This window comes from Capnocytophaga canis (assembly GCF_043187445.1).
GTDB classification, from domain to species: Bacteria; Bacteroidota; Bacteroidia; order Flavobacteriales; family Flavobacteriaceae; genus Capnocytophaga; species Capnocytophaga canis.
This window is the reverse complement of sequence record NZ_CP171121.1, coordinates 2,138,381-2,160,000: the sequence shown is the minus strand read 5'-3', so window position 1 is coordinate 2,160,000 and position 21,620 is coordinate 2,138,381. Positions and strand designations below refer to the sequence as shown.

At 37.8% G+C, this 21,620-nt stretch carries 11 protein-coding genes and 1 rRNA gene (1 of these 12 cut by a window edge); 1 reads left to right on the top strand and 11 read right to left on the bottom strand.

Features of this window, described 5'->3' with window-relative positions; translation table 11 throughout:
• Positions 1–1,269: ribosomal RNA gene (locus tag ACF3OB_RS09225) — 16S ribosomal RNA — on the bottom strand (it extends 249 nt beyond the left edge of the window).
• Positions 1,270–2,333: 1,064 nt separating this feature from the next.
• On the opposite strand from ACF3OB_RS09225, the gene ACF3OB_RS09220 reads away from it, so the two are divergent.
• Complete coding sequence (locus ACF3OB_RS09220) at positions 2,334–4,727, top strand: heavy metal translocating P-type ATPase (RefSeq protein ID WP_392447522.1); 2,394 nt, start codon at positions 2,334–2,336, stop codon at positions 4,725–4,727.
• 427 nt (positions 4,728–5,154) lie between these two features.
• Here ACF3OB_RS09220 and ACF3OB_RS09215 read toward each other — a convergent pair whose 3' ends face one another.
• The 10 genes from ACF3OB_RS09215 to ACF3OB_RS09170 form a co-directional block, all read right to left on the bottom strand.
• Positions 5,155–7,113 (bottom strand): RagB/SusD family nutrient uptake outer membrane protein, encoded by a 1,959-nt coding sequence (locus ACF3OB_RS09215; RefSeq protein WP_392447520.1) that lies wholly within the window; start codon positions 7,111–7,113, stop codon positions 5,155–5,157.
• Positions 7,114–7,126: 13 nt separating this feature from the next.
• Entirely contained in the window at positions 7,127–10,003 is a 2,877-nt protein-coding gene (locus tag ACF3OB_RS09210) for a SusC/RagA family TonB-linked outer membrane protein (RefSeq protein WP_241693970.1), read from the bottom strand.
• A gap of 35 nt (positions 10,004–10,038) precedes the next feature.
• Positions 10,039–10,308 (bottom strand): carboxypeptidase-like regulatory domain-containing protein, encoded by a 270-nt coding sequence (locus ACF3OB_RS09205; protein WP_392447518.1) that lies wholly within the window; start codon positions 10,306–10,308, stop codon positions 10,039–10,041.
• Positions 10,309–10,572: 264 nt separating this feature from the next.
• Positions 10,573–13,251, bottom strand: coding sequence for an AsmA-like C-terminal region-containing protein (locus ACF3OB_RS09200; protein ID WP_392447516.1), 2,679 nt, complete (start codon positions 13,249–13,251; stop codon positions 10,573–10,575).
• Between the two features lie 177 nt (positions 13,252–13,428).
• Positions 13,429–14,688, bottom strand: coding sequence for an ectonucleotide pyrophosphatase/phosphodiesterase (locus tag ACF3OB_RS09195; protein ID WP_095911820.1), 1,260 nt, complete (start codon positions 14,686–14,688; stop codon positions 13,429–13,431).
• 148 nt (positions 14,689–14,836) lie between these two features.
• On the bottom strand, positions 14,837–17,425 hold the full coding sequence (locus ACF3OB_RS09190) for a TonB-dependent receptor (protein WP_392447514.1): 2,589 nt from the start codon (positions 17,423–17,425) through the stop codon (positions 14,837–14,839).
• Between the two features lie 184 nt (positions 17,426–17,609).
• A complete protein-coding gene (locus ACF3OB_RS09185; protein WP_042009162.1) occupies positions 17,610–18,353 on the bottom strand; it encodes a succinate dehydrogenase/fumarate reductase iron-sulfur subunit in 744 nt (247 codons plus the stop codon).
• Positions 18,354–18,408: 55 nt separating this feature from the next.
• The gene (locus ACF3OB_RS09180; protein ID WP_018279739.1) at positions 18,409–18,795 is read right to left on the bottom strand and encodes a four helix bundle protein; all 387 of its coding nucleotides are present in this window, start codon (positions 18,793–18,795) and stop codon (positions 18,409–18,411) included.
• Between the two features lie 70 nt (positions 18,796–18,865).
• Positions 18,866–20,896, bottom strand: a complete 2,031-nt coding sequence (locus ACF3OB_RS09175; protein ID WP_392420150.1) for a fumarate reductase/succinate dehydrogenase flavoprotein subunit — start codon at positions 20,894–20,896, stop codon at positions 18,866–18,868.
• 2 nt (positions 20,897–20,898) lie between these two features.
• Positions 20,899–21,591, bottom strand: a complete 693-nt coding sequence (locus ACF3OB_RS09170; protein WP_392447512.1) for a succinate dehydrogenase cytochrome b subunit — start codon at positions 21,589–21,591, stop codon at positions 20,899–20,901.
• Positions 21,592–21,620 lie beyond the last annotated feature (29 nt).

Here is a 21,620-nt window from a genome sequence, read left to right as displayed (position 1 = left end):
TAGATTCGCTCCTGCTCACGCAGTGGCTGCTCGCTGTACCGGCCATTGTAGCACGTGTGTAGCCCAAGATGTAAGGGCCGTGATGATTTGACGTCATCCCCACCTTCCTCACGGTTTGCACCGGCAGTCCCGTTAGAGTGCTCGACTTAACTCGCTAGCAACTAACAGCAGGGGTTGCGCTCGTTATAGGACTTAACCTGACACCTCACGGCACGAGCTGACGACAACCATGCAGCACCTTGAAAAACGTCCGAAGAAATACCTATCTCTAGGTACGTCGTTTCCCATTTAAACCTTGGTAAGGTTCCTCGCGTATCATCGAATTAAACCACATGCTCCACCGCTTGTGCGGGCCCCCGTCAATTCCTTTGAGTTTCACACTTGCGTGCGTACTCCCCAGGTGGGATACTTATCACTTTCGCTTAGCCACTCAGTCCGAAAACCAAACAGCTAGTATCCATCGTTTACAGCGTGGACTACCAGGGTATCTAATCCTGTTCGCTCCCCACGCTTTCGTCCATCAGCGTCAATCGGTCGTTAGTAACATGCCTTCGCAATCGGTGTTCTGTGTAATATCTATGCATTTCACCGCTACACTACACATTCCAGCTACTTCACAACTATTCAAGACATACAGTTTCAAAGGCAGTTACTCAGTTGAGCTCAGTGCTTTCACCTCTGACTTATACGCCCGCCTACGGACCCTTTAAACCCAATGATTCCGGATAACGCTCGCATCCTCCGTATTACCGCGGCTGCTGGCACGGAGTTAGCCGATGCTTATTCATACAGTACCGTCATCAATCTACTCGTAGACCTTATTCTTCCTGTATAAAAGCAGTTTACAACCCATAAGGCCGTCATCCTGCACGCGGCATGGCTGGATCAGTCTTCCGACCATTGTCCAATATTCCTCACTGCTGCCTCCCGTAGGAGTCTGGTCCGTGTCTCAGTACCAGTGTGGGGGACATCCCTCTCAGAACCCCTACCCATCGTAGCCTTGGTGTGCCGTTACCACTCCAACTAGCTAATGGGACGCGTACTCATCTTTTACCACCGTAGCTTTAATTATTTAATGATGCCATAAAATAATACTATAAGGTATTAATCCAAATTTCTTCGGGCTATCCCTTAGTAAAAGGTAGATTGTACACGTGTTACGCACCCGTACGCCGGTCTAGGGAGAGCAAGCTCTCCTTACCCCTCGACTTGCATGTGTTAGGCCTGCCGCTAGCGTTCATCCTGAGCCAGGATCAAACTCTTCATCGTTAAAAATCTTTAATATCGTAACCTTTAACAAATAAGTAATCGACTCTTAGGATAATTCTTTAAATCTTATTCTTGTGCTGTCAACAATTTTTTCAATGAACTTTATTACTCTTCGCTTTTAGCTACTAGCTAACAGCTATTAGCTCTCAAAGCGGGTGCAAAGATAATAACTTTTTACCTTTACTTCCAAACTTTTTTCAAAATATTTTTTTTTGAACTTTTCACTTCGCGCTGTAAGCTATATACCATAAGCTAATAGCCAACTACTTTTCGAAAGCGGGTGCAAAAGTAATACTTTTTTCTAAACTACCAAAACTTTTGAAAACTTTTTTTTCAAAATATTTTTTTTGAGCGTTTTGCTTTGTGCTGTAAGCTATACGCCATAAGCTAATAGCTAACTGCTTTTCGAAAGCGGGTGCAAAAGTAATACTTTTTTCTAAACCACCAAAAGTTTTGCAAAGTTTTTTTTCAAAATATTTTTTGAGCGTTTTGCTTCGCGCTGTAAGCTATACGACATAAGCTAATAGCTAACTGCCTTCCAAAGCGGGTGCAAAAGTAATACTTTTTTATAAAACACCAAAAGTTTTGTAAAGTTTTTTTGAAATATTTCTCATATATTATCTTATCATACTTATTATCAAAAACTTGTAAATGAAAAATTAGAATGTTACTCTTTAAAATACTTATTAATACCGTAAAATAACTTATTCTTGGGTCAAAAACTTTTCAATACGGGATTGGGTGTTATTTAGTTATTGAGTTTTCAAAAGATAAACAACTATCATTGTATATTTAATGATGACAGCTTATCTTATATATGAGTAATAATATAAAGGAATAAGTATATACTTATCTACAAATCTCTCAAAATTTACCTGTATTTCCCTAACATGTGTCATATAAACCTTGGTAAGTTTATAATTCTTAGAAAATCTAAAATAGTCATTTTTGAAATATTATTCCGATATTTGCTCAAAAATTAGAGTTTGAAGCAGAATTTAACTCGTAAAAACTCTAACGAAAAAAACTGAGTAGACGTATAATAAGTTAACAATAAGCAGAAAATGACAATACAAATCCCTATTCCAAACCTCCTCGCCGACCCAACTTCTTTCCTCGAAAAGGAACTTTTACAAATAGAAGGCGTTGTAAGTGCTAAAGTAGAAATCAACAATCAGCGGGTGGTACTAGATACCAAAAACCTAGAATCAGTAGCTTTGGCAGTACAAAAAATAAAAAAATTAGGCTATAAAGTACCCATTACTCAAGCAACATACCCCATCCTTGGCATGAGCTGTGCGGCTTGTGCCAGCGGGGCAGAAAACATTGTAAAGCAAACCCAGGGCATCGTATCGGCTTCGGTAAATTTTGCCACGGGTAATCTCACGGTGGAATATTTTCCGAGTGCAACAAGCATTGCCGAAATAAAAAAAGCCGTACAAAAAGGCGGGTACGACCTACTCATTGAAAATGAAGAAAAACAACAAGAAACCCTTGAAAATATTCACGAAGAGAAACTCAAAAAACTAAAATTCAAATCGTTTTGGGCGATTATTCTGTCCCTTCCTGTGGTGATTATCGGGATGTTTTTTATGGATATGCCCTATGGCAACGAAATTTCGTGGTTGTTTGCTACCCCTGTCCTATTTTGGTTGGGTAAAGATTTCTTTGTGAATGCGTGGAAACAAGCCCAGCATCGCACCGCCAATATGGATACACTCGTGGCACTCAGCACAGGAATCGCTTATCTTTTTAGCGTAGTAATGATGATTTTTGCCGAGCATCTGCACAAAATAGGTATCCATCCTCATGTGTATTTTGAAGCAGCATTGGTGATTATCGCCTTTATCTTATTAGGAAGGTATTTGGAAGAAAAAGCCAAAGGAAATACCTCTACCGCTATCAAAAAACTAATGGGATTGCAACCCAAAACCGTGGTAGTACTCCATGAAAATACCGAAAAAATCACACCGATAGAAGCGGTAAATACAGGGGATATTATCCTCGTGAAACCCGGTGAAAAAATTGCAGTGGACGGCATCGTAACACAGGGAAACTCATTTGTAGATGAGAGTATGCTGAGTGGCGAACCTGTACCGGTACAGAAAAAAGAAGGCGAAAAAGTCTATGCAGGAACCATCAACCAAAAGGGAAGTTTTCAGTTTCAGGCAGTGAAAGTAGGCAAAGAAACGCTCCTTGCTCACATCATCAAAACGGTACAAGATGCCCAAGGAAGTAAAGCCCCTGTACAAAAATTAGCAGACAAAATCGCTGCTGTTTTTGTTCCCGCTGTTTTATCCATTGCGGTACTCACATTTGTACTTTGGGTAGTTTTAGGTGCTGAAAATCAATGGGTACAAGGTTTGATTTCCGCCGTTACGGTATTGATTATCGCTTGCCCTTGTGCCTTGGGATTGGCTACACCCACCGCAATAATGGTAGGTGTGGGCAAAGGTGCCGAAAACGGTATTTTAATTAAAGATGCTGAAAGTTTGGAGACTGCTAATAAAATTAATGCCGTTATCCTTGATAAAACGGGTACCATTACCCAAGGAAAACCTGAAGTTACTGATGTCCTTTGGCTAAATAACGATAACTCTGCTGAAAGTATTCTTCTAAGCATTGAAAAACAATCCGAACACCCATTGGCAGAGGCGGTTGCACTTAAACTCCACTCGGTAACCACTGTTGAAATATCGAATTTCCAAAGCATCACAGGCAAAGGTGCCAAAGCGATATTTAATGATAAAATGTATTTCGTAGGCAACCAAAAATTGCTGCTCGAAAATCATATCAATATTGATGCAAAGCTACTTGAAAAAGCCAACGAATGGACACACCAAGCCCAAACCGTAATTTGGTTTGCCGATAGTGAAAAAGCATTGAGCGTTTTGGCAATTTCGGATAAAATTAAGGAAAATTCCGTCCAAGCTATCCAAGAATTGCAGCAAATGGGGATTGAACTGTATATGCTCACGGGCGATAACGAGGCTACAGCAAAAGCTATTGCCCAACAAACGGGCATCGAACATTATCAAGCAGAAGTTTTGCCACAAGACAAAGCAGACTTTGTAAAAAAACTGCAATCTCAAGGAAAAGTAGTAGCCATGGTAGGCGATGGCATCAACGATAGTACGGCACTTGCCACGGCAGATGTGAGCATCGCGATGGGAAAAGGCTCTGATATCGCAATGGATGTTGCCAAAATGACGCTCATTTCGTCAGATTTAACCAAAATTCCACAAGCTATTCGCTTATCAAAACATACGGTAGCAGCCGTTCGTCAAAATTTATTTTGGGCCTTTATCTACAACCTCATCGGTATTCCCATTGCGGCAGGGGTTCTCTATCCCATCAACGGATTTCTACTCAACCCGATGCTTGCAGGAGCCGCTATGGCACTGAGCTCCGTAAGTGTAGTAGGAAATAGTTTGAGATTGAAAAAAAGGGTGTTGTAAATATTAGGATAATGAATAAAAATTAGACTATTTTTTAGACCAAAATTTTCTAAATAAGTTGCCTGAGAATTTCGTATATTTGAAAAACTCCCATTTTTTTTCAATTATGGCATTTCTCAGGCGAAGCAGAACTACCATCATACTTTTTATAACACGACCAAATTTTAAACCTTTACAAAGACAGTAAAAATAAGACTTCCAGAGTTTTTAGCTTAATTTTTATCCATTAAGCTATTAACCGTTTTTCCTAACTCTTGGTTTGACGGATATTAAACAAATCACAAAACAATCTTTTCTTAGCACATATCTATAAAAATAAGAGTTATAATGAAAGTGATTTCACTATAACTCTTATAACCGTATCAATACAATGAGTTTTTTTACCTCATTGTCAAATTTTGCCAAGATAGAGTTCTTGAAATTTTACTTAATCCAATGGAGTTCCTCCAGATTTTGTCGGCCAGTTAGGATTTTGATAAATCACTGAACTCTCTTCTGTTCCATCTGGACTGGCTATGACAAAATGCTCATAAGCAATTGGAGACAAATAGTGAGCAGGTGTCCAATTGTATCCATCAAAAAATTTGTTATTGTTTTTCACTATTTGATATGGTCGTAAATACTTGCTCTGAGATTTCGCAGAAACGTTAGGATTAGACTCTGGTAAAGCCTTTAGAACAGTTTCTCCTTCTTTATTTTTATAATTTGTGTACATAGAATCCCACAAATTAAAACCTTCTATCACATAATTTTTTACCTGATCTAATGATCTCCAACGTTTCAAATCGTTCCATCTCATTCCTTCTGCTATGAATTCGCATCGTCTCTCTCTGCGGATATTGTAGAGGGTAGCGTCAATTACGTTACCTGCTGAGTATTTACCCCAATCCCTTTCTTGTGACAAATCGGTTGCAGCGATAGTAACGTTAGGATCCTCTGGAAGTCCCGCTCTTGAGCGTAATTTTTGCCAGTATGAGGTAGCTTTACCGTTCAAACTTCCTGTTCTCTCGTAAGAAGCCTCTATATAGTTCAAATAAGCTTCTGTAGCTCTGAACACAATACAACCAGTTTCGGTTGGATTAGCACCTACCAAGTATTTACCTCCTTTTCCGTAAACTCCTTTTTTAACATTGTACCCAGTAACGGCTTTACGCTCATTATTATCCAATAACTCAGGATAAGGTGCTACTAAAGGCTTGCTCACTCCTTCATAAACCAAGGTGTCTTTAGGTTGGACCATGAATAGTTGCAATCTTTCATCACGATCAGCACGAACATCAACTATCTCTGTATCACCTTTATAACCAGAACCAGGTGCATATATAGGTAAGCCATTTTTCATAAGAAATGTTTCTACAAAATTTCTTGTATACCCTGATGAAGCTCCTCCATTCAAATAGTGCATAGTGTGATGTCCTGAGAATTCTGCATTATACTGTCTCCACATTAACACTTCGCTATAACTTGTCATAGAAAGATCTGCAAACATTTTGAAATATGGATTTTCCAAAGCTTTGGTTTGCTGAGTTTGATGATTACTTTCTACTAACTTGACGGCATCCGCTACCTGTTCAGCAGCATTCATTGCTTGATCTAAAAAATAATTACTCTCAGCTGTTACATCTAAAGAAAATCCTGTATGAGATTTAGCACCAGGCCAGTTAGGACCACCTGGAACGCGTGCCGTACCAGCGTGATACTTTAACCAAGTTCCTTCATACAATGCTACTCTTGATTTAAACAATAAAGCTACCTCCTTGTTAATTCTGTTTTTATTAGAAAAAGGAGCTGATTTCAACAACCCTATAGCCTTATCCAAATCTGAAAGAATAAATCGAGCTACTTCATTTCTGGGAGCACGTTTAGAGGCTGCTATTAGTTCTCCCTTATCCTCGGGCAAAACTTTCGTTATTATTGGAAAATCTCCTAATGAAGTTAATTTGTTGAAATATTCGTAGGCTCTCAAAAAATAAGCCTCCCCTATGTAATGCTCAATATTACCTTTATCTCCTACTATTTCTCCCTTTTCATAACGAGGTAAAACCTGTTCAAAAAAGTAGTTAATTTGACGAATCGTCGAAAAGTCCCAAGATCCTCCTGATGAGGGTACACGCACCTCTCCTGGAAGCCAAATATTACTAGCTCCAGGGCCTGCTTGATTGTCGGTACCATTGTCATGAATAAAAGTACCCGCATTCCACCCCGAATGTGTGGGGAATAACCCATATCTTGTAACGGTATAGGTAGCCAAATCTAACTCTGATTTAAGAAAATCCTTGGGCGTAACATTTGATAGAGGTTCTCTATCCAAAAAATCATTACAAGATGCCACTCCTAAACTTGTTGCAACAAGTAATAAAAACGTTTTTTTAATTTTATTTTTCATCTTCGTTATTCTTTTAGAAAGTTAAACTAAGTCCAGTAGAGACCACTTTTGATAAAGGATAAATCTTCCCTTCTCCCCAAGCTCCTCCAAAAGTTTCTGGGTCATATATTTTTGTTAGCTTGGTGTACGTCCAAATATTTTCAGCTGAAATGTAAAAACGTAGTTTCGTTACCCCAATTGATTTAGTAATATCAGCAGGCACTGTGTAACCCACCTGAACATTTTTCAAACGAATATATGCTCCATTTTGCAACCATCGAGTTTGAGGTTCAAAGTTTTTCCATCCACTATTTTCAATAGGACGAGGATAGTATGAATCTACATTAGGTCCAAAAGGACTCTTAGTGCCTTCGGGACGGAAGTAATCCAAGTGTTCAACATACCCTGCATTTTGCCATCTATTTCCATTAGCACCTCGGAAATAAACATCTCTCAGGTCAAGATCTCGCTTAGCCGTTCCTTGGAAGAATAGGCTAACATCAATCCCTTTCCAATCTGCACCTAAGCTAAGCCCAAAATTATAGCGGGGAGTAGCGTTACCAATAATTCTTAAATCTCCAGGATTATCCACTGTGTTATCTCCATTGTTAACCTTGCCGTCACCGTTCAAGTCTTCGTACATAATGTCTCCTGCAGCCCAATTACTTCCCCAAGAAGGTGTGTTTTTAGCAAGATGTTCCGTCATCTCAGCATCTGTTTTGGCAATTCCTTTGGTAATATATCCCCATATTTCTTTATCCTCTTTGCCACTATACCATGGTTGATTAAGTAATTTTTTCTCGTTAGGATAATTGGTTACAAACTGTCTACTATCAGTCAAAGTGAATTTTGCAGAATATCCAAGACCGTTTTCTAATCGGTCATTCCAACTTAACTCAAGCTCAAATCCTTTGGATTCCATATCTGTATTGTTATAACGAGGTACTCCTGTTCCTAATACAGAAGGTAATTCAGGAGCAGGCCCCACCATTCCTTCTGTTTTTCTGACGAAGTAGTCAAATACGACTCCTAAGCGGTTCTTGAACATATTAATGTCAAGCCCAAAGTTAGCAGTCGATACTCTTTCCCAAGTAAGCAAACTACTTACCAAACCAGGAGCAGAAGCGGTATTTGTACGTTGATTGTTTATCAACCAATATCCATTGGAAGCTCCCAATGGCATTGACTGGAAGAAAGGATACCAATTCTTGATATTTTGGTTACCTAATTTACCGTAAGAAACCCTTGGTTTTAAAGTGCTTATATGTTCAGTAAAACCTCCCAGTGACTTCCAGAAGTCTTCACGAGCTACGTTCCAACCAAACGAACCTGAAAGAAACAAGTTCCAACGTTGGTCACGTAAATAACGGCTGGTACCGTCATAACGTGTATTGAACTCAAATAGGTAACGACCTGCTAAATCATAGTTTATTCTACCGAAGAAACCTGCGGTTGCCCAGTGTTGCTTCTCTCCGCCTACGTTGTCATTATCACCATATGTAGTATTGATTGTGATAACATCAGGGGTATATAACCCATCTCTACTTGCCGATAAACTTCTGTATTTATTAAGTTCTGCTTGGAAACCAGCAACTAGCTTAAAGTTATGTATATCATTTATGGAAAAACTATAATTTGAGTAGATATTAGGACTATAAAACTCTGATTTGTAACCATACTCAGACACGTAAGTTTGTCCTGCTTTATTTAATCCAATGCCTCCAAACGGAAATACAACAGGCTTTTTGTTATTGTCATAATAGTAAATAGGAAGAGCATATGAGTTATTAAATATGTTTTTAGTTTTATAATTTCCTTCTACGTGGATATTCCAATTTTTGATGGGAGTAATAACAAAAGACAATTGCTGTATAAATTCATCTTCTTGACCGAAAGACGTACCTCCCTCTAACTGAGCAATTTCATTACCTTCTTTGTAAAAACCATTAGGATCATACACGGGTAGAGTCGGCCAACGACGAGCTACGTTGTGGTAGAAAAGAGGTCCACCCCAAATAGGTTTATTGTCATCAATTCTAATAAATTGGGTCTTGTAATCTAACTTAATTTTATCGTGAAGTTTTGCTGTGAATTTACCTACGACACTTTTACGTTGTCTCTTATCAGTGTTGTATCGCAATAAACCCTCTTGGTCTAATATGTTTGCAGAGAAGAAGAAATTAACTTTTTCAGTACCTCCACTGACACTTAAATTGTGTTCTTGTGCAGGTGCATTATTTCTGTAGAATTGTTTAAACCAGTCTACATTTGCCCAACTTTGAGTGTATGCATTCCAATTTCTTTGTTTTTCGTTCCAATCAGTAGCATCTTTAAGCTCTCCATTTTTGTATTTAATTATCTTTTGAATAATTTCGTCTGAAAAAGGAAGATTTGTACCTGCATTTTGAGCAGCTTCATTCCAATAGTAGGCAAAACTTTCAGAATCCAGCATTCTGGGCTGTAGCAAAGCTGAACTCATTCTGAAGTTCTGATTGTAATTTACGGAAATTCGCCCTTCCTTACCTGATTTTGTTTTTACCAAAATAACCCCAAAAGCAGCTCTCGAACCGTAGATAGAACTTGAAGCAGCGTCTTTCAGTACTGAAATACTTTCTACATCTTGTGGGTTGAGCGTATTCAAGTTACCTTCCATACCATCGATTAGCACCAACGGAGACGAGGTGGTATCCCCGATAGTTCCAGCTCCCCGAATGTTGATACTAAGAGAGTTATTAAGCTCACCTCCTCCGTTTCCTACTGAAAAGTTAAGCCCTGGAACAGCTCCTTGCAAAGCCTGTGTGATGCTACTTACAGGACGGCTATCCAATATCTTCGCATCAACGGTTGCTACCGCTCCCGTTAAGTTTTCTTTTTTCTGAGTTCCATACCCAACAACTACTACATCTTCCAATTGTTGAGCCTCTTCAACAAGTAAAACGTTGATAGTCAGGTTATTACCCCCCCCACTACTTTTTCTTGTGTTACAAAACCTAAGTAACTGAAAACAAGAACCTCGCCTCGATTCGCTTTGATTTCGTACTTCCCATCAAAATCGGTAGCGACCCCACGAGTGGTGTTTTTGATCAACACACTTACGCCTGGTAGTGGCACTTTACTCTCGTCAGTAACCGTTCCTTTTACTGACACCGTCTGTGCAGAAAGTGTCAAACACCAACTGAACACAAACGCGAACAATGTTAAAATTTTTAATTTCATAAGCTGTTTGATTAATTTAAAATTCGAGTGTAAAGGTACATCTTTTTACAATTTTATACAACTTTTTTTATTTTTTTTTGCAAGTGAAATATATGTATGATGTGTAAATATATAGAAACTAAAGTTTTAAGGATGTTGTACAACCACGAACACCTTACAGCAATAAATAACAGACTTACATTCTATGTAAAAAAACGACAAAGCCTATATAAACTTTTCTGAAAACATTTAGGTTTATACAGGCTTTTCATTCTTAAAACAACCCTATTTCTCCTCTTTTTTATCTCCAAAAATACCTTTTAAAAGTCCTTTTGCTTGATTTTTAACTTCCTCTTTAGCTTTCTCTTTGACATCGTCTTTGACCTTGTTTATAGTACTGTCTCTTTTTGTTGTCAATCCCTCAATAAGTTGATTAGCTTTTCCTGCAGTAGTTGAATCTGTTTTAGATGAAATCAATCCTTTGAGGGCATCTGTTCCTTTATCTTTAAGATTATTAATTTGATTTTTAGCTATTTGAGAAGCTAAATTGGCCACTGACTGTTTCATATCGGTTGAAATTTTAGGGTTGTCGAATGTCCCTCCAAGTAAGGCAGTTATGGCAATGTTATCTACCTTTGCTTGATTTCCTGTGAGTTTGGTTAATGTTGCACTTGCTTCACTTCCCAACATTTGTGGTGGCAGGTTAAACACCACATTGTAGTCCATCACTTGGTCAAAACCATGCGTTCCAGCTACATCAATCGACATATCTTTATATTTCACTTTAAACGGTTCTACATTTACCTTACCATCTTTGAATTTCCCTGTTACTTTCAAATCTTTCAAACTCAATTTTGAGAAATCCAAACTTTGAAAATTTGAAGCTAAGGAAGTCAATAGTTTAGACTCTTCGCTCTTAACTTTCGAATCGACCAAAGCTGCGGAAATATCTCCAGAAAGAGTACTCAAATCGGGGGTCATATCATTCTTCAAATTCCCTGTAACATTAATTACAGTATTTATTTTTCCTTGCAAAACTTTAGAAATAGGAGCTATTTTTGATAGCATTTCTATTTTTGTAAATGCCTCTACAATATTTAATTTTGACATATCCAAGCCCATAGCAAAAGTTGGAATAGCATCTTTAGTTGATACATTACCACTAATAGCCACATTTCCTCCTAAGATATCAGTTCTTAAATTCTCCAAATGCACTTTTTCCTCTTTGATAATCAGTTTCCCAGAGGTGTTTTTTAATTCTAAATTGTCATAAATTACCGTTTCAACATTTGCTACGAACGTGCAATCTAAAAATGATGGAATTTTTAATGTTGTCGTTGTTGATGAAGCTGTTGTTACTTCTTTAGATTGACTTTCTGTTGGATTTTCTATTGGATTGGTTGCAGGTTGCATAAAATCTGCAATTACTAATTTATTAGAATTCAAAGCAAAATTCCCTTTCAAAACATCATTTTTGAATAGAAATCCAAATAAATTATCCAGACGCCCGTTAAGTTTTAAATCAGAATCTCCGACATGTGAAATAAATTTACTCAATTGAATGTGAGCCGTTGAAAAATCTAAGTTTGCTTCGTCAATATGGAAAGGTTTCACGAATTCTTCACCTTCATAAACGAACTGCTGTAAAGATGCAACTCCTTGACTTTTAATATTTTCAAACTTCTGTTTTTCAACCGAATTCATATCTAATTCGGTGGTTATATCGGCTTTAAAAATTCCTTTCAATTGTTTGTCTAAAGATATAGGATAGGCTTGTGAAAGATTTGCTAAATTTACCGTTCCCTTCAATGCAGCATTTACTTTCGGATTGTCAACTACGTTGTACACATGGGCTTTAGCTGTAAAATGATCTTGATCAATAGTCATTGTAAATTTATCCAAATTGACTTGAGTATCATTCATAATTCCCGTTGTATTTTTTACTTTCAAATCAATGTTGATATTTTGTATACTTTTGGGTAGATCAGGATACTTTAATGAAGCTTTTTGAGAGGTCATTTCCATAGCAAATGTTGGTATTTTATCCCCTACCATGTCCCCTTTGACATTTCCTTTTAGTGTAAAATCGCCAGTAGTTTTCACTTTTTCAATTTCTTTGGAATACGCCTCTGGAATTAACGCTAAGAAACTTTGAAAACTGTTTGACGGAGCATTAAAAGTTAGGTCATAATGCTGTCCGTTTTCTAATAATTTTACAAATCCATCGAAAACGAGCTCCAAACGATTAATAATTGCTTTGTTTTCCTTAAACGTATACTTTTGCTGATTCAAATCAATTCCTAAAATAGCATCCAACGAAACGGGAATTCTATTCATAAAATTGCTTTTGTCCATCGAAAATGATATTTTCAGATCGGTCTTCGTATTCAAATCTAATACTTCGTTTTCAAAATTTCCTTTTCCAGTATGGTTCAGTTCATCCAAAAGCAAATGCATATCACCATCGTCATTCTTGAATGTAAACTTCATGTTTTCAATATTATAAGACTGTATCCCTAACTTGAATGGGGTGGACTGACTTTCCTTTTGTGTTGTTTCTGAAGGCAAAGCTATATCAAAATTTCCCTGCCCTTCTTTATTCATATGAATGAAAACTGACGCATCTTTCAAATCGAAGCCTAATATGTTGTAATTACCTGACAACAAATCGGTCACACTTACTTTAACAGCTATTTTCTGTGCTGTAAATAAAGTATCCCCTACGAACGGTTCTTTGTTGACTATACTAAAGTTGGTGAGGGTAACATCAGCCTTTGGAAAGCTACGGAATAAACTGAGAGAAACATCCTCTAATGAGGCTGTTGCATTGATATTTTCATTAACCAAGCTAATGGCTTTTTCCTTTATCTTATCCTTGAAGAAAAATGGAATAGCTACCATAGCCAACACAAGTAGCACAACAAAAATAACTGTGATTTTCAAAAGTTTTTTTACTATTTTCATAGATTTTGTTTTTAAAAGATTATTATGTAATTATTATAAATAGCCTCGACCTATGTAAACTGTTGAAGAATAATCAACAGAAACAGTACATAAGTCGAGGCTACAAAAAAAATGTAATTCCGACCTTCGTTTCACCCCATCAAAGTCAGGAGCAAGGCAAAGGTACAAAAAATATTCTTACTTCAATATGGGAGCCAAAACTTCTGGTTTCCCATCAATATTTTCAGGATTATCTACTCCTAAAATTCTGGTTATTAATGGATATACATTGACATTTTCGAAAGTATGAACTTTGTAACCTTTCTTGATTTTAGGCCCTATAGCATAGAATATACCGCCCATATCAGGCGTTACATAAGGGTCATAACCGTGTGTTCCCCATTTATTTTTCAATCGTGTTAGCGGATGATTTGCTCTGTGAATCATATAATTAGGAGCATCAACCACTAAAATAATATCTCCAATCTGTGAACTTTTTGAATAATGCCAGTGAGCAGGAGTTTGTTCTCTGTAGTATATCTTGACCTTTGCAGGTAACTCAGCTTTCAAAAGATTGTAAACCTCAGCTTTATCAGCAGGGTTGTTGACATAAACCTGAGCGTGCATTCCGTTGCTAATAATATTCGCCTTGTCTTTAGTTGCTTTGATGACTTCTTCCAAATTTATAAAAATATCTTGGGAGGAATCCATTTCAATCATCCCGTGGTCAGACACCACAATGGTGTAAATAGGCAGATTGATGTCTTTAACTTTTTGCATAATAAGTCCTAACAATCGATCAGCTTCCTGTACAGTTTCTCGCATTTTTGGAGAGTTTGGCCCAGAATTATGACCTTCCGTATCTACCAATGAAAAGTAAAGTGTGACGAATCGAGGACGTTCATTTTTAGGTAATTGAAACCAACGAGCTACTTCATCAATCCGAGCTTCATTGGATACTTTTCCGTCATAATCATAGTAATAGGTTGGATATTCTCCTCGAATAGGAGCCTCTGAACCAACCCAAAAATAAGATGCTGTTTTCATTCCTTTGGACTGTAACCATTGCCAAAGTGGATATCCTTGATAGTAATGAGCATCTTGTACCTTAGCTCTATCACCGATGGCATAAACTGCATCACGACCACGATCATAAAATTTGTTATCTACTATACCATGATTACCAGGATACATACCTGTGATAAGAGAATAATGGTTTGGAAAAGTTTTACTTGGAAATGAAGATAATAGCATTGGAGTTGTAGCTCCTTCTTTTGCTAATTTCTTGAAGTTAGGAAGATTATACTTTTCTGCATAATCGTGTCGGAAACCGTCGAAAGACACAAACAGCACATAGTTCTCCTCGACCTTACTGACACCTGTCTTAGATGGGTTACATCCAATGAAAAGTAATGAAATTAATAAAAAAATAAATCTTTGAAAGTATATTTTTTTCATAAATATTCTATTTACACAAATAGACCACCCGAAAAGTCTAATTTTAATGATTTTAAAAAATAAGTTATTGATAATAAATATATTAAAAACACACTTTTATTTAAAATCGACCTTTCGGATAGCCTATTTACTAATTTATATTTGACAATTAAAATCTGTAAGTTATACCAAAGTTCCAAGTTCTTCCGAAACCGAAACGAACTAAATTCCGAACATCCAATCCTTGATAGGTCTCTTTGGTTTTACCATCTACCCTATATATTTTACCTCTGTCTGAACTTACCTCAGCTATGTAAGTGGTATCAAATAAGTTATTTACGTTAAATCGGAAAGCAATACTTTGATCTTTTACCAAAGGTAATCTATACGAAATTCCCGCATCAAATAGATTATAAGAAGGTAATTTTAAATTATCTTTCAAAACAATATCCGCATATAGATTATCGTTATACTTCCAATCAACATCAAACTTCAATCTATCTATAGGATTTAAAACAAATCCCATACCTACCTGAAACTGAGGAGAGTCACCTACTTTTCCTCCTTTAACATCTTCTACTTTTTCATTAATCAATTGTAGATCATCATCATACGTTTTGGTCAATGAGTTATCTTGATACTCCCAATTCCCATATGAAACAAAACCATTAAACTGAATTAATTGGGATGGTTTTATTCTAAAATCAAGTTCTGCTCCTTGGTGCAATTGTCCTAAACCTGAATTAGTTGTATACGTTGTTAGGTTTGTAGTAGCATCAGTTGTTGACTTAGCAGTAACTCTATCTTTCCAAGAAGTACGATATAAGTTAAGATTTGCATCAAAAATATCACTATTGAACTGATATCCAGCTTCTATCCCAAATATCTTTTCATTTTGAGCTAACGGATTAACATCGTTTTTATAATTCAAGTAGACGTTATCGTGGTAAGGCTGACGAGAATAATAACCAACATTAGCAAACACGTTATGTTGTAAATTTATTTTCCAGTTTACCCCTCCTTTAACATTGAATCCGTTGTTATACACTTTTGAAGCCTCCTGATTACCCGAAGCATATTGATATCTATCCGTTCTTGTATGCTGCTGTCTTGATATAGAACCCTGAACATATGCTGAAATATGCTCCGTTTTGTATTCAGCTTGTCCAAAAAGTCCTCCGTATGTAATTGTTTCAGAATAATCCCAAGCGATTCTCTGACTTTCTTCCACTTTTTGTGTCATTGCCTTCCAAGGATTTGTTGTATGTGCCTTATTTACAACATTTTTTCCATAAAAACGACCTCTTGTAGAATCTTCATAATTTGTGAACCCAAAAAGGTCTGTCACTGCTCTAAAGTGATCTCCTTCATATCTACGGATATCTGTCCCGAGATTCAAAGTAAATTTATCAGAGAGATTATGTTGAAAATTAGCTACACCTCCATACCAAAAATGGTTATTATAGGAAGCTCGCATTGCCAACCCCTTATTTCCATAAGTAGCAGTTTCTTTTCCCGCATCACGTTTTTGTATTTCTGCAAAATCAATAAGTCCAGTATCAGAATTTGTTAAAGTACTTCCAAGAGGTCCTGTTCCTCCTCCTCGCCCTATCGAAGCATACAAAACAGTTGATAATGAACTTCTGTCAGAAATATTCCAATCCCAATTCAAGTTAAATACAGGTTTGTGATAGAAATTTCTTCGAGTTGAATAGTATTGACCATCTCTGTATCCCCAATTATTATTGTATTTAAGTCCATACTTAAGATAACTTGAAATAGCTTTTGTGTAATTTTGGTCGTGCCATTGAGGAGCTCCCGTTGCCAAAAGATTTAGCGAATGATTATCATTAATCTTCCAACCTAAAGAAATAAAATAAGTCTGTCCTTGCCCCTTTGTTCCGTGATTGTAACCATCTCCCTGCCAATGAGAAAACAAAATACTCGCTCCAAATCCTTTTTCTGTTAAACCAGTACTATATCCCACAGTTGACTTCACATAATTTCCATTTGCAATGGTACCCCTTATTAAACCACCTTCTTTCTTATCTGTGGCTTTAGTTACAATATTAACGGTACCTCCTACTGAAGAAATTGCTAATTTTGAAGACCCCAATCCACGTTGAATTTGAACAGCATTAGCTATATCAGAAAGCCCTGACCAGTTACTCCAGTATACCTTGCCATCTTCCATACCATTAATTGGCTGACCATTAAGAAGGTATGCTGTATTATCTTGGGTAAAGCCACGTACGTTCACACGAGCATCTCCATAACCTCCAGCCTGTCCAGCAACTTGTACAGAAGGTGTATGTTTCATAATTTCAGGAAATTCTTGATTTCCTACCTTTTCCTGAATTACTACTGCTGGAATGGTTGAAACAGCAATTGGTGTTTGACGATCCTTAACTACGTCAATAATAGTACCTCCCGTAACAACAACCTCTCCCAAACTCTCAGCGTCGGATTGTAAGGTTACATTGATATTAGCCTTACCGCTTGTCAATTTGAAAGGTACTTGTCTTGTAACAAATCCTAAATAAGAGATTTCCAAAACTCCACTGTCACTGTCCACTTGCAATGAAAATTTTCCATCAGCATCGGTAAATACTCCTTTGGTAGTTCCTTGAATGAGTACATTAGCTCCCAAGAGCGGTGCGTTAAACTCGCCATCAATGACCTTACCGGTAACTATTCCCTGAGCATAAGTCATTGTAGCACATAAAATTAAGGCTAAATTTAAAAACCAATTTTTCATTTTGTTTGTGTTAAATATTAAAGTTAGTTTGATGCGACAAAAATGCATCTTTTCACGAAATCATATATTAAGTGAATGTTAAGTATTTCTCACAGCAATCCAAAAAAAAGCATAAAACATCCCCCTGATATGTAATAGGGAATATTTTATGCTCTCTACCCATCCGATTTATTCTAATGGTTATCTATCGGCAACTTGCTTTCAAATACTCACGGTTCATACGCGCGATATTTTCTAAAGAAATACCTTTCGGACATTCTACCTCACAAGCTCCTGTGTTGGTACAGTTTCCGAAACCTTCCAAATCCATTTGGTGTACCATGTTCATCACACGATCAGCAGCCTCTACACGTCCCTGTGGAAGCAATGCAAATTGTGACACTTTTGCCGCTACAAACAACATCGCTGATGAGTTTTTACACGTCGCCACACAAGCTCCACAGCCAATACAAGAAGCAGCATCCATTGAGCGGTCAGCATCGAATTTCGGGATTGGAATCGCATTAGCATCTTGCGTATTTCCCGAAGTATTTACTGAAATATATCCTCCTGCTTGTTGGATACGCTCGAAAGCAGTTCTGTCCACAATCAAGTCTTTAATTACAGGGAAAGCGGTTGCTCTCCAAGGCTCAATAGTGATGGTATCACCATCATTGAACATACGCATATGCAACTGACATGTAGTAATTCCGCGGTCAGGCCCGTGAGCTTCCCCATTGATGAAAAGCGAACACATACCACAGATTCCCTCACGACAATCGTGGTCAAACGCCACAGGCTCTTCACCTTTGGCTACCAAACTTTCATTAAGTATATCCATCATTTCCAAGAACGACATATGCTCGGAAATATCGGTTACTTTATATTCTACCATACGACCTTTTTCGTTGGCGTTCTTCTGTCTCCAAATTTTTAATGTTAAATTCATTGTACTTAGGGTTTAGGGAGATTAGGAAGTAAGAATGATTAGATATATAGAATTTTCAGTTTTTTGGGTCGCTTTGGATATTATCTCTGGATTTCATTTTGAAAATCATCGAACCTATCATTTTTCCTATTTCAGAAATGAGTTCTTCTATATGACTGTCCGATGAAAAACCCAATCCTTTTGCTATATATATTTGAGTTTCCAATTCAAAAAGAGAGCCTTGTGCTATTCTTAAAAAGTTTAAGCAACTTCTCAAAGAGGCTCGTCCCCAACCTTCTGCTATATTGGATGGTATCGACACTGCACTTCGGCGAATTTGGCTTGTTAACCCAAATTTTTCTTCCTCAGGAAATAAGCGAGTTACTTCATATACTCTCTTGACTAAATCCATTGATTTTTGCCAAACGACTAATTCTTTATATGACGTAACTTTATTTAACATTGTTACAAACCTATCTCCTTATAATCTTTCTATTCTTCTAATCTTTCTATTTTTCTATTCCTTCTTTCTCCTATTTATAACTACGTTGTGCTAATTTTATATCTTTAAACTCTAATTCTTCTTTATGCATAATTTCCTCGCTTGGATTGTAGGTACATTTCACCTCATTAGGGTTCCCTGTGTATTCCCAAGCCGCTACATAAGCATAATTTTCGTCATCGCGAAGTGCTTCACCGTCAGGAGTTTGATACTCTTCACGGAAGTGTCCTCCGCACGATTCGTTTCGCTCCAAAGCATCTTTGGCAAAAAGCTCTCCAAGCTCCAAGAAATCAGCTACACGACCTGCTTTTTCAAGCTCGGTATTCATTCCTGTAAGTTCTCCAGTAACTTTAACGTTTTTCCAGAAGTCTTCACGAATTTCACGAATTTCCTGAATAGCTTCTCTCAATCCTTGTGCGTTACGTGCCATTCCTACTTTATCCCACATCACTTTTCCAAGTTTTTTGTGGTAATAATCTACCGAATTCGTTCCTTTATTATTGATGAAGAATGCCAAACGCTCTTTTACAACACGCTCTGCTTCAACGAATTCAGGCAAATCTGTTGAGATTTTTCCTGTACGAATGTCAGCCGCCAAATAATCTCCGATAGTATAAGGAAGAACGAAATATCCGTCTGCCAAACCTTGCATTAAAGCAGAAGCCCCTAATCGGTTTGCTCCGTGGTCAGAGAAGTTCGCCTCACCGATACAGTAACATCCTGGTATTGTAGTCATTAAGTTATAATCTACCCAAATTCCGCCCATTGTGTAGTGCGTTGCAGGGTAAATCATCATTGGCGTTTTATACGGATTTTCATCAACGATTTTTTCATACATTTGGAAAAGGTTTCCGTATTTTGCCTCAATAATTTTTTCTCCCCGTTTTATAATTTCTTCTTTGGAAGGATTTTCAATTCCGTGGATTTTACATTGTTCCTTTCCGTAACGCTCAATAGCAGAAGAGAAGTCCAAATACACAGCCTCGCCTGTTGCATTCACTCCGTAACCTGCATCGCAACGCTCTTTAGCAGCACGTGAAGCGATATCACGCGGAGCCAAGTTTCCGAAAGCAGGATAACGTCTTTCCAAGTAATAATCACGGTCTTGCTCTGCAATTTCAGTTGGTTTTTTACGTCCTTCACGGATAGCATACACATCATCCATATTTTTAGGCACCCAAATACGTCCGTCGTTACGAAGCGATTCAGACATCAATGTCAATTTTGATTGATAATCTCCCGAACGTGGAATACAAGTTGGGTGGATTTGCGTAAAACAAGGATTCGCGAAGAATGCTCCTCTTTTGTGAGTCTTCCAAGCTGCCGTTCCGTTACAGCCCATGGCGTTGGTAGAAAGGAAATATACGTTTCCGTAACCTCCCGTTGCAATTACCACTGCATGAGCTGAATGGCGTTCTACTTCACCTGTAACCAAATCACGAGCAATAATTCCACGAGCCTTGCCGTCAACTACCACAACATCCAACATTTCATGGCGATTGTACATATCAATTTTTCCACGAGCTATTTGTCGGTTCATTGCTGAATATGCTCCAAGCAAAAGCTGTTGTCCTGTCTGTCCCTTTGCATAGAAAGTACGGGAAACTTGCGTCCCTCCAAACGAACGGTTGTCCAACAATCCGCCGTAATCACGAGCCAACGGAACTCCTTGAGCCACACATTGGTCGATGATATTTCCTGAAACCTCAGCCAAACGGTATACGTTAGCTTCGCGAGCACGGAAGTCCCCCCCTTTTACCGTATCATAAAAAAGTCGGTAGTTAGAGTCTCCGTCACCCATATAGTTTTTCGCAGCGTTGATACCTCCTTGTGCAGCGATAGAGTGAGCACGACGTGGCGAATCTTGATAAGCAAACGCCTTAACATTATAACCTAATTCAGCCAATGTAGCTGCAGCAGAACCTCCTGCAAGCCCCGTTCCTACAACAATAATATCAATATTACGTTTATTTGCAGGGTTTACCAAATTGATTTTATTTTTATGTTTTGTCCACTTCTCCGCGATAGGACCTTCTGGAATTTTTGAATCTAATTTCTTCATAGTTATTTCCCTAATAAATGATTAAAATAATGGAACAAAGCAACGAAAACAAATCCGCCACAAATCACCAAAGAATAGATGCTACCTAATTTGCTGATGATTTTTTTGCGTTTATCATCTTTCCAACCCATTGATTGGAATGATGATTGGAATCCGTGAATCAAGTGTAGGTACAAGAAAACAAAACTTAACACGTACACCGCCACGCGAATAGGATTACTCATAGCTACGATAAGGTCAGTATAGTAGCGGAAACCTCCGTCGGCTGACAAGCCTGACATATCTCCGTTTACATACTTCACGGTCATTTCGTGTACCCAAAAATCTTTCAAGTGAAATAACAAAAATAGGAGGATACACGCACCACTGATAATCATATTACGTGACATCCAAGTGGAGTTTGCCGCTCCGTTGTAACGGGCATAAGCGTTAGCTCCACGGGCTTTGCGATTTTGGATTTCCAAAACAAAACCCATCACGAAGTGGAAAATAACTCCCAACATCAGAATGGGTTGCATCACGCCTTGAACCAAGGGATTGGTTCCCATAAAATGTGATAAATCGTTGAACAAACTGGCACTAAAAACCGAAGTAAAGTTCACCGCCAAGTGTATCACCAAAAAGACAATCAGGAAAAGTGCCGATAGAGCCATCGCCACCTTTCGAGCAATAGATGTTTTAAATAGTGCTGCCATTATTAACTGTTAATTATTTGTTTATAGTT